An 11,111-nucleotide genomic window follows, 5' to 3' on the forward strand; every position below is an offset into this window, starting at 1 on the left:
CGGAGATACCGTCTATTCGAGGGTGGGTCGAAGCGATGACATCGTCGCTCGGTCGACTGATCTTCTTCGACCAACCGGGCACCGGTGCGTCCGATCCCATCGCGCCGGACGCATTGCCGACCCTGGAGCAGTGGGCCGACATGGCCGATAGCGCAGGCAGTAGACATCGGCACAGAGGAAGGAACCGCCTTTGACGGCGCGCCGAGGAACCGTGAACTGCGGCTGACCGGGGTAATGGCTGTCGGCTTCACAACATCCGCCGCCGGCCGCTACCTAGCGAGCGAGTGCGGCGCGCGCCTGCTCGATCTGTTCGTAGGCGTAGTTCACGATCGCGGTGGTACCCATCGCGTTGCCTCGGCCGGCGAGCGCTTCGTAGCCCTCGTCGCCGAGGACGTCGCGTAAGTGGGCGATCGTGTTCTCGATCCTGGCTGCCCGCCCCTCGGCGAGCGGGTTGTACGAGAACCCGGCAATGACAGCGGCCGGCTTGTGATGCCCGAGCCGGTCGAAAAAGGTGGAAAGGGGCACCAGTGGACTTCGCACCGACGTACTCGCGCCCGAGTCGTGGAAGTTGCGGATGGCGACGGTGAAATACTCGAGCGCGGCGATCGGGTCGCCGTACCTTGCCTCGAGCCGACACAGACTCAGCGCCAGATCCGATTCCGCGTAACGGTTTCCGCTGTCCTGGGCGACCACAAGTCCGCGGCGCAAGGCCGCCAGCGCCTTGGCCGGCTCGGTGTCGCGGAACGCGAGTCCGTAGGACAGCAGGGCATTGGCAATCACCCACGGGTTTCCGGTCACTTCGGCTTTCCCGATGAGGCCGCTCGCCGCTACCATCGCCTCTTCCCGCTGGCCGGCCATGCCCAGAACCAAGATTGTCGAGGCGAGCATCTGGATGTCCGAATCGCGGGCGAGTTGGGAACGGGCCCACTCGACTGCGCGCTCGGGGTGACCGCTGTAAATATATGCAGCTCCGAGATAGCCGTGGATGCCGTAGGGAACGTCATATCGTCCGGTGGTGATCGTCCGGCGGGCGGCGTCGGTGTAGCGGACCGCCGCGTCCACCCGTCCGGATGTGTAGCACCCGGACGCACACGCGTAGAGCGTGGCCAGACGGGGACTGTCGACGGCGGCGGCCGGCTCGATCATCTCTTCGGCCCACGCCAAGGGCTCGTAGTTCTCCACCCACAACCCCATGAACCCCGCGTAGGTTGCGATCGCGCCCGCGATGTCCACGTCGCCCTCGTCCGCCGCCCATCGAAACGCGTTGCGAAGGTTGGGCATTTCGGTGGCGAGCCATTCGTACGCCTCACGCTGTCGGGGGCTGTCCCACAAAGCCAGCATGTCCGTTTCGCGCCCGGCGTAGTAGCGGGCATGGGTAGCCCGCGCCCGAGTGACCGCATCCGCGTCAGCGAGCAGTTGTTCTTCGGCGAACTGGCGGATCGTCTCCAACATGGCGAACCGGGTGCGCCCGGACGAGCAGTCGGCGACCAACAGCGACTTGCGAACCAGGGCGTCCAACACGTCAAGAACGGCGAACTCGTCCTCGAGGCCCGCGACGGCACAGGCGCTGGGGAGATCGAATCCCCCGGCGAACACTGAACACCGATTCAGCACCGCCTTCTCCGCGTCGCCCAGGTGGTCGTAGGACCATGCCACCGCATGACGCAGTGTCTGGTGGCGCTCCTGTGCGCGCCCTGACCCGACCAACAACCGGAACCGCTGGGACAGCCGGTCGCGGACCTCTATCGGAGTCATTGACGCCATCCGTGAGGCCGCAAGTTCGATAGCCAATGGGATGCCGTCGACTTGCTCGCAGATATCGACAACGGCCGCCGCCCGCTCCGGCGAGGACAACGAGAATCGCTGCGCGACAGTGCGGGCCCGCTCCACGAACAGTGTCACCGCGGCGGAGTCAGCACCCGCTCCGACATCGAGCGACGAGACGGCCCACAGGTGTTCGTCGGCAACGCCGAGTCCCTCGCGGCTGGTGGCCAGTATCGTCACGGTGGCCGACTGCGCCAGGATGGCTTCGACCATATCGCCGACGGCGGCGTGCACATGCTCGCAGTTGTCGAACACCAGCAGACGCACTCGCCCTTCCAGCGCCGCGGCCACACTATCGGACACGCTCATGCCGGGCTGTTGGCTGATGCCCAGCACCGCCGCCACAGCGTCGGGCACCGCGGTTAAGTCGGATACCGCGGCCAGCTCGAACACCCAGACACCATCGGTGAATTCGTCGGACAGTCGGTCTGCCACTTCCAGGGCGAGCCGGGTTTTGCCCACACCTCCGGGACCCGTCAGCGTCACCAACCGATGCGACCTCACCAGTGCTTCGACTTCGGCGACGTCGGAGTCGCGGCCGATGAAGCTGGTGGGAACCGGACGCAGGTTGCCCGGCGTCGCATCCAGCGTCCGCAGGGGCGGGAACTCGGTACGCAGTCGGTCCGCGCGGACCTGGAACAGCCCGAGGGCGGTCGGTAGATCCCGCAGCCGTCGCGGCCCAAGATCCAGCAGATCGACTCCGCTCAGAAGAGCCGCCGTGGACTCGGCCACGAGAACCTGACCACCGTGGCCGGCTGCCATCACTCGCGCGGCTCGGTTGACCGCCGTGCCGAAGTAATCACCGTTGCGCAGTTCCGCCTCACCGGTCGAAATCCCCATCCGGACCGGCAATTTCAATACCTGCTGGGCGGCGACCGCAGCGTCCACCGCTGCCTGCGGCGAGGCGAAGACCGCGCACACGCCGTCCCCGGTGTGCTTGAACAACCAGCCGTTGTGCGCCTCGATCGCGGTGCGCAGTGCTTTGTCATGTGCCAGCAGGGCCGCCCGCATCGCTTCCGGGTCGGCCTCCCAGCGTCGGGTCGACCCCTCGATGTCGGTGAACAAGAACGTCACGACCCCCAAAGGCGCAGCCCCCCGCCGCACATCGACGTTCATGCCATGGCCTCGGCCCACTTCATATGACCCTCGAAGCCCAAGTCGGTGGCCATGGCCCGGTAGCGATCCCGATAGTCGCGGTAGGCGTCGTCGTCGCCGACGGCTTGTGCTAGCAGCGCCCGCAACCGAAAGAGCCAGATGGCGTACAGGACAAGCCCCGGTTCGACCTCCACCGCGGCCAATCGGTCAATAGCCGCCCGCGCTTCCTGGATGTCTCCGTCGCTGCCCCGCTGCAGCAAGGCCTCGACAAGGACGTTGGTTGCCAGTGGGACGAATATTGTTCCCCCGCCGTCGATCTCGTCGTCCACTGTCGCGCGCGCCAGTTCGATCGCTCCATCCAAGTCGAGGCGCAGCGCTCGGTCGTGCGCGACGAAGGTGTCGATCATCGGGATTGCCGTTCTGGAGTAACGCTGCCGCACGGCGATGTCTCGCACTTGTGCGAGCAGTTCCAACGCGTATGCGCGCGAATCATTACCCCGGTGCAGCAGGGCGAAGCCCACATTGGATTTGGCCAGTCCAAATGCAACGTCTTCGCCCGTTAGTTCAGCCTCAGAAAGTACCTCGGTCATCTCATGGACGATGGCGTCGCCGGGGAGCAGCACGCCGTGCAAAATTGCCATGGTGTGCGTGTAATACAGCACCCCACCGCGCGTCACCGATTCCGCGGTCTTGACCATCTCAACGGCGTGTTGGAAGTCATCACGCCAGCCGGTGATCCCTAGGCACCAGCGGGCGAGACCCCGGAAGGAGTGGGCGAAAGCCAGGGGGGAACTCGTCGCGATTCTGCCGCCTCGTGTGGCATCGCCAGCGGCGAGGTCAATTGCGTTCTGTGACCACCGCAGGACCTCATGCATCTCAGCCGTTTCCTGCTTGACCGATACGGCGGCAGTGATCAATGCCAGCGTCAAAGTCGGATCACCGATCGATTGGAGCAAGTGGACTTGTTCGGCGGCGAGGGCGGAGGCCTCACGTCTTCGCGCATTGAAGTATGTCTCCATGATCGGCCCGGACATCGCAATAGCCAGGGATCGTTTATCACCCGCGGCGAGGCACAGATCCCGCAGCTCGTCGAAACCGGACGCGAATCCGCTGCCGGTTACCCGGAATCCGGTCGCACACAGCAGGGTTCGGGGAGCTATGCGCATTGCGAGGCGGTCTGTGTCATCGTCTGGGAGTCGATCGGCCACCCGCTGTGCTCTTTGCCAACTCCTGGCAGCCGCGTTGTTGTCGCGGTAGTTAAGCCAAGATCCTGCGCGCATGTGCCATTCGAAGGCCGCGTGCAGATCGCCTGCCGTCTCGAAGTGCTCCGCGATAAGGGCAGCGTTCGCGTCAGCCGTATCGGGATCGCGGTCTCCGATCATGCAAGCCAGGCGCCGGTGTAGTTGTGCGCGATCCGATTTGAGCTGTGACTCGTTGGCAACGGCGCGGATCATCGGATGCCGAAACGCGTACTCGAGGCGCGGGCCGAAACTCACCTGGTCGACGAGTTCTGCTGCAATAAGGGGAGCCACGTCGGGGTCATCGACCAATGAGGCCAGCAGGTCGGCATCGAATCGAGACCCGATGACCGCAGCCGCATTGAGCGTTCGCTTGGCGAGGGCATCAAGGCGGTCGATGCGGGCGCCGATGGTGGCGTGAAGGGTAGGAGGGACATCGATGTCGTCGACCCCACCGCGCAGGGAGTATGCGCCGGGCTCGCCGTGAAGCACGCCGCGCTCAGCCAGATCGCGCACCATCTCCTCGGCGAAGAAGGGGTTGCCGCCAGCGCGATCCGCGACCCGTGCGGCGAGGTCGACGAGCTGTGGGCCGGTGCCCACCAATTGAGCGGTCAGCATCGCCGCTTGTGCGTCACTCAGTGGGCGTAGCGCGATCTTTTGCGCGCCTGAAACCTGGCTAAGTGAGCCGCGGTACTCGGGCCGATAGGTGATCAGCGTCAACGCCGGGATGTGGGGGACCACGGCCAGGAAGTCTGCCAAGAGCGATTCGCTGACATCGTCGATCCAGTGTGCATCTTCGATGACGTACACCGCCGGCTCGGGACGGGCCAATGACGCGGAAACGATCAGCGCCGTCAATCGTCGCCGCCGCGCGTCCGGAGCGACATCGGGCAGTGCCGTCCCGGTGTCGCGTATGCCAAGTAGATCCTCGAGGAGGACCAGGTCTTCGGGATCAACGTCCGCGAATTGGTTGCGAATACGACGGCGCGCCGCGACGGCGTCGAGATCCTTGACTCCCATGCCTGCGCGCAACAGCCGGGCGACGACATGAAAGGAGATATCGCGAGTATGGGACTCGCAGTAGGTCGTGATCATTTCCACCCCGCGGCCGGCAGCGATTGCGGTGGATTCCCGGATCAGTCTGCTCTTGCCGATGCCCGGTGGCCCGACAACGGCGACGACACATCCGGCGCCGCCCATGGCCTCATCGAGGATCGCCGTGATCGTGTTCAGTTCCCAACTGCGGCCGACAAGAGCCGATTCGGTGCGGCGTAGTGAACGCTGTTCGCCAATACCGAGCAACTGCCGGGCACTCGCCGGCTCATCGGCGCCCTTGATGTGGACCAGCTCCGGCTCACCCAGGGACGCCACGGTCTCGACCAGCCGGGCCGTGGAAGCACTGAGCATCACCCCACCCGGCGGAGCCACCGACTCCATCCGCTGGGCCAGGCCGACCTCTTCGCCGATCGCGGTGTACCCGGCACCGCCGGAACCGATCTCCCCGGCGATCACCTGCCCGGAGTTCAGCCCGACCCGCAGCCGCAGATCCACATCATCGCGGCGGGATACCTCATCGGCCAGACCACTGATCGTCCTATGGATCTCCAGGGCAGCCCGACACGCCCGCAGCGCGTGGTCCTCCATAGCGACGGGGGCACCGAACACCGCCATGATCCCATCGCCGGTGAACTTATCCAGGGTGCCGCCGTAGCGGCCCACGACCGCCGCGGCCCGGTCGAGAAGCCCGGCCATGATCTCGCGAAGCCGCTCCGCCCCGACGGACTTGGCGATGTCCATCGAGTGGACCACGTCGGCGAACAAGACGGTGACTTGCTTGTACTCCGCCGATGTGGGGGACGGCGTAATCGGCGTGCCGCACTTATTACAGAACCGGGAGTCGGGAGGCAACTCCGTGCCACAGGAGCTGCACGACAATGTCGTCGCCGTCAGTCCACCGCCGCCATCCCCACCGGGGTCCACGTCAGTATCGTGTCACCGCTGGTCACCGCTGTCCGTCATATCGCAGTGCCATCTCCGGCAGCAGAATTTTGAGGGTCTCGTATGTCGTCGTTTGACAAATCCGCCGGTCGCGCCGCTAGCGTGACGTTGCCTCCCCAGCGTTACTCACCAGTCCGGTGAGAGTGGCTTGATCATGACCCAGGGTGAACAACCCACCGTCTGGAATCGAGCTTTGGATGCGAAGGGATTCACTTCGACGACTGGCTTATCGAACGCATTGGTGTAGGTGCGGGAATCATAGAGCTTCCCGGTGCTGTCGTAGATGTAGAACGTGCAACCCGCTCCCGGCCACGAGATCGCCGCGCAGGTACCGAAGGGCATCGTGTCCGGGACGTCGTAGGTTCCCTCAGGGAACACCGGCCCAGAAGTGTTGGGGGAATTGACGATGGCTGCTGCGGACGCAACGCATTTCGCTTGCGGGACTGCGTGATGCACTTATCCCAGCCCATCTGACCGATGAGCGCCGGTTCGGGCGAGCCGGTGCCGGTGTCGGGTTGCCATGAGTAGCCGCCCGGCCCGCTGGTGCAGCGTATGGGTGTTCCCGAGCTCGATGTAGTGACAACGTTGATCTGGGCGTGTGCACAGTCCGAACCGTCGGCGGGTCCTGTGAGAGCGGGGTCAACTGTTGTGGCTGTAGTCGAGGCGCGCGGTGCGGGGGTTACTGCAGATGGAGGCGGCAATGGCAAGACGTTCGCGGAGGTCAAGTCGGTAAGAGCCGCGGTGGTGGAGGTCGTACTTGCTGACTTGAATTGCTGGTTACCCCAAGGCCTCCACACCCAGCCGACGATGGCGACCAACAGCATAACGGCGGCGACGCTGCCGAGGACTACCCAGGCACGCCGTGATGATCCAGTGGCTGATGGTTCGACAGGTGGGGTCGCAGCGGATGCGCGGGCGGATTTGAGTGCCTTCGGCGCAGCTTGAGTGGTGGCGCTCGCGGAAGGTATTCCCTGTCCACGGGAGTCGTCGACAAGGCCCCGAGCAAACGCTGAGCACGATGGGAATCGATCGTCGCCCTCCCCGAGGGGTTGGCCGCCCGGCAGGTTCACTCTCGCCCTCGTGCTTATTGCAGGACCTTCGCCCAGTCGACATAGCGTCCCGTCGGTGGGTCGCACCGGCTCACCACAGCACCACCTCGGCGTTGTTCCCGCCGTAGCAGGTCCAGCCATCAACGTGGATGCCGCTGACGGTGGCTTCACCCGGCAAACAGGTCACGCTGTAGATCTGGCCCGTCACGGGACTGTAGGCGGTCACCGGGTTGCCCCGCTGGGAGGCGTCGTGGACATTGTCGGCGAACGCGCAGCTCGTCGGGGTGCCGGACATCACCCCGGTATGACCCGAGGGACAGATGTCGAACACACCGTCAGCGTCGTTCCGTGAAGATTCGATAAAGACCCGGCCTTCGTAGCAAACCAACCTCAAGGACCGAAATGACCATCGCTCTATCGACCGCCCTGCACACGTCATTTGACGACGCGGTCGCGCGAACCCGAGATGCTCTCGCCGAACTGGGGTTTGGCGTGCTCACAGAGATTGACATGAAGGCGACACTGAAGGCGAAGTTGGGCGAGGACATGGAGAACTACCTCATCCTCGGCGCCTGCAACCCGTCACTGGCGCACCGAGCGGTCACCGTGGACCGTCAGATCGGCCTGCTGTTGCCGTGCAACGTCGTCGTCCGGGCCGACCAGAGCGACGACACGTCCGTAATCGTTGAAGCGATGAACCCGCAGTTGTTGGTTGAAGTGACTGGTGAGCCCGCTCTGCGCGATGTCGCCGACGAGGTCACGGTGAAACTGCAGGCCGCGATCGACTCGCTACACGCCACGGCAGCGAACGCCTTAGGCAGCTCGATGCAGTTGTCATCGGTTGTCGACCATTGACGTCACGTTGGCATCGGCGTGGGTTCGGGCGTCCTAGCCGCGGTGCTCGTCGCTGGTGACTCCGGTGTGGGAAGTTTGAGCCTTTTCAGCATGAGCGCGTTGACGGCCACGATGAAACTCGAACCCGACATCGAGAGGGCGGCGATCTCCGGCCGCAACACCAGGCCCAACGACGGTTCGAAGACCCCGGCGGCGATCGGGAGTGCGACGGCGTTGTAACAGACCGCCCATGCGAGGTTCTGCCGCATCTTGCGCAGGGTGCCCCGCCCGATCTGCAGCGCGATCGGCACGTCGAGCGGGTCAGAGCGCATGAGCACCAAATCGGCGGTTTCGATCGCGACATCAGTGCCCGCCCCGATCGCGATACCGAGGTCGGCCTGCGCGAGCGCGGGCGCGTCGTTGACGCCGTCACCGACCATCGCAACCTTCTTGCCCGAACGCTGCAAGTCCGCAATCTTCGCTGCCTTGTCGCCGGGAAGTACCTCTGCGATGGCGGTGTCGATGCCGATCTGTGTAGCGATGCGTTCGGCGGTGGCCTCGTTGTCGCCGCTGAGCATGACCACTTCGACCCCGAGATCGTGCAGCGCGGACACGGCGGCGGCGGAGGTTTCGCGGACGGCGTCGGCCAGGGCGATCACACCGACCCCGCGGCCGTCGACGGCCACCAGCACCGCCGTTCGGCCGGTCGAGGCCAGCTCGTCGCGCCGGCCCATCAACGCACCGAATTCGACGTGCTCGCTGGCCATCAGCTTGCGGTTCCCGACTGCGACGCGGCGGCCCTGCACTACGGCGGTGGCACCGTGCCCGGGTATGTTCTCGAAGCCGTTCAGCGGCAGCCGACCAATATCGCGGTCGGTGGCGTAACGCACGATCGCACCGGCCAGCGGGTGCTCGGATTCGGCCTCCACCGCGGCGACCAGCGCCAGCAGCTCGTCCTCACCGATCCCGTTTACGACCACGTCGGTGACCTCCGGTTCGCCCTTTGTCAGGGTGCCGGTCTTGTCCATCACCACGGTGTCGACGCGGGCCGAGGCTTCCAGTGCGGTGGCGTTCTTGAACAGCACCCCGCGCTTCGCGCCCAGGCCGGTGCCGACCATGATCGCTGTCGGGGTGGCCAGGCCCAATGCGTCGGGACAGGTGATGACCACGACCGTGATCGCGAACAGCAGCGCAGTCTGGACCCCAGCGCCGACCAGCCACCACACGATGAAGGTGGCCGTACCGCCGACCAGCGCGACCAGAACCAGCCAGAATGCGGCCCGATCGGCGAGGCGCTGTCCAGGCGCCTTCGAGTTCTGCGCTTCCTGCACCATGGCCACGATCTGCGCGAGAACCGTATCGGAGCCCACCTTGGTGGCACGGACCCGCAGGGCTCCGGTGGTGTTGATCGACGCGCCGATTACCTGCGATCCGTGCGCCTTGGTCACCGGCAGGCTCTCCCCGGTGACCATCGACTCGTCGACCTCGGAGTCACCGTCCTCGACCGTTCCGTCGACCGGGATCTTCGAGCCAGGGCGGATCAGCAACAGATCCCCCGCCACCACCTCCGCGGTGGGAATCTCGACCGGCTCCTCGTTCCGCAGCACCACCGCGATGGGCGGGGCCAGCTCCAGCAGGGTACGGATGGCGTCGTTGGCGCCCCCGCGCGCACGCATCTCGAACCAATGGCCAAGGAGCACGAATGTTGTCAGCATGGTGGCGGCCTCGTAGAACACGTCGCCCCCGCCGGTGAGTGTCACTCCGACGCTATAAAGCCAGCCGGTACCGACCGCGACGGCGACCAGGACCATCATGTCCAGGGTCCGCGCCTTGAGCGCCCGGTACGCCCCGTCGAAGAAGATCCACGCCGAGTAGAACACCACCGGCAGGCTCAATATCAGAGTGAACACGTCGTCACGCAGGCCGAACGGCGCTGGCACTGCGAACCCGAGCATGTCGCGGCCCATCGGGGACCACAGCATGATTGGGATCGACAACGCGAGGGCCACCAGGAAACGGTTGCGCATGTCCCGCACCATGCCGTCCATGGACATGCCGTGGCCACCGCCGTGTCCCATCATGTCCTGCGACGACCGCGCCACCCCAGCGGCAGGTCGACTGTGCTCCGCCGGTGTCGGCGAATCATGGCCGGTCGGCTCGGCCATTGGATCGCACACGTGGTCCGGCACCGAACGCCCCGCACAGTGAAAACCACAGTCACGCACCCATCGGGACAACTCCGCAACCGACGTCTGTGCCGGGTCATAGACCACCGTGGCCGTCTGATTCATTGCATTCGCATCAACCGACGTGACTCCCGGGCGCCGCAACAGCGTCGCCTGCACCACGGCAATCGAGCTGGCCCGCCGCAAACCGCGAACGTCGAGAACGGTCGTCTCAGTCATCTTCAATCTCACTCGCCCTGCACCGAACGGGCCTTGGCCCGCCCTCCGGATTGGCCGCCATCGTCATCTCCTTGCGATCGCGGGGACCCGTCGGTTGAAAGCGCCCACTGCCAGGCTTCCCCTTGCGGATGTGCCTGCGGTACTCATTCAACGAAGGTTTGATGAAGTTGCCCGGCCCGCGTCGAGCGATGGGGCCCACTGGATTCGCGGTTCTATCGTTTGGATCGGCCGTTTAGACGTCGCCGTCGACCATCGCGATCCTTCCCATTCACGTGCCGTGTCATCTCATCACGACGCGCGAGGCATCAGGTTGCTTCTAGTTACGTTCGGATCGATGTTGATCGATCGTCGGCCACCCGTGCTGCGCTTGACCTCGTCGAAGCCTTCGGCGGAGGCCGACGGGAACGGTACTGCGGCTAACCGCCATTCACCAGGACGGTCTTTCCGTCGTATGGGTACCTGTTGGCGGTCATGCCGCCGTCACTCGCCGCGGGTGTCGATGACGCGCTGCGCCACGTCGATCAACTTGGTGTTGGAATCCTGCGAAAGCTGACGCAGCATCGCGAACGCCCGCACGTCATCGATCTTGAACCGCTCCATGATGATGCCCTTGGCCTGACCGATCCGATCACGCGTCGACAACGCCGACTGCAACTGCTCACCCTCGC

General features: G+C 65.0%; 6 protein-coding genes and 2 pseudogenes. 2 read left to right on the forward strand and 6 right to left on the reverse strand.

Annotated elements, in window-relative coordinates; translation table 11 throughout:
- Positions 1 to 140, forward strand: a pseudogene (locus tag VET27_RS21325) (adenylate/guanylate cyclase domain-containing protein); the annotation flags it as partial.
- 1 nt (position 141) lies between these two features.
- Here the strand turns inward: VET27_RS21325 and VET27_RS21330 are convergent.
- From VET27_RS21330 to VET27_RS21345, 4 genes and pseudogenes are all read right to left on the reverse strand, one after another.
- Positions 142 to 255: pseudogene (locus VET27_RS21330) on the reverse strand (formylglycine-generating enzyme family protein); the annotation flags it as partial.
- An 18-nt stretch (positions 256 to 273) separates the two neighbouring features.
- Positions 274 to 2,940 (reverse strand): winged helix-turn-helix domain-containing protein, encoded by a 2,667-nt coding sequence (locus tag VET27_RS21335; RefSeq protein ID WP_526521610.1) that lies wholly within the window; start codon positions 2,938 to 2,940, stop codon positions 274 to 276.
- Positions 2,937 to 6,137, reverse strand: a complete 3,201-nt coding sequence (locus tag VET27_RS21340; protein WP_526521611.1) for an ATP-binding protein — start codon at positions 6,135 to 6,137, stop codon at positions 2,937 to 2,939. The genes VET27_RS21335 and VET27_RS21340 overlap by 4 nt, the downstream gene beginning before the upstream one ends.
- A 1,158-nt stretch (positions 6,138 to 7,295) precedes the next feature.
- The gene (locus VET27_RS21345; protein WP_526521612.1) at positions 7,296 to 7,535 is read right to left on the reverse strand and encodes a hypothetical protein; all 240 of its coding nucleotides are present in this window, start codon (positions 7,533 to 7,535) and stop codon (positions 7,296 to 7,298) included.
- A gap of 71 nt (positions 7,536 to 7,606) precedes the next feature.
- Between VET27_RS21345 and VET27_RS21350 the strand changes: the two genes are divergently transcribed.
- Positions 7,607 to 8,059, forward strand: coding sequence for a DUF302 domain-containing protein (locus VET27_RS21350; RefSeq protein ID WP_526521613.1), 453 nt, complete (start codon positions 7,607 to 7,609; stop codon positions 8,057 to 8,059).
- Between the two features lie 2 nt (positions 8,060 to 8,061).
- On the opposite strand, the gene VET27_RS21355 is transcribed toward VET27_RS21350, so the two are convergent.
- A complete protein-coding gene (locus VET27_RS21355) occupies positions 8,062 to 10,443 on the reverse strand; it encodes a heavy metal translocating P-type ATPase (RefSeq protein ID WP_526521614.1) in 2,382 nt (793 codons plus the stop codon).
- A 480-nt stretch (positions 10,444 to 10,923) separates the two neighbouring features.
- Positions 10,924 to 11,111 (reverse strand): ANTAR domain-containing protein (locus VET27_RS21360; protein WP_526521615.1); only part of this gene is annotated, 188 nt, incomplete at its 5' end.

It is taken from the genome of Mycobacterium sp. (assembly GCF_035633495.1).
In the GTDB taxonomy this organism is placed as follows: Bacteria; Actinomycetota; Actinomycetes; order Mycobacteriales; family Mycobacteriaceae; genus Mycobacterium.

Excerpts from the sequence above, each read along its gene's own strand:
- VET27_RS21335 (WP_526521610.1), bottom strand. The coding sequence starts at position 2,940 with ATGAACGTCGATGTGCGGCGGGGGGCTGCGCCTTTGGGGGTCGTGACG.
- VET27_RS21350 (WP_526521613.1), top strand. The coding sequence starts at position 7,607 with ATGACCATCGCTCTATCGACCGCCCTGCACACGTCATTTGACGACGCG.
- VET27_RS21355 (WP_526521614.1), bottom strand. The coding sequence starts at position 10,443 with ATGACTGAGACGACCGTTCTCGACGTTCGCGGTTTGCGGCGGGCCAGC.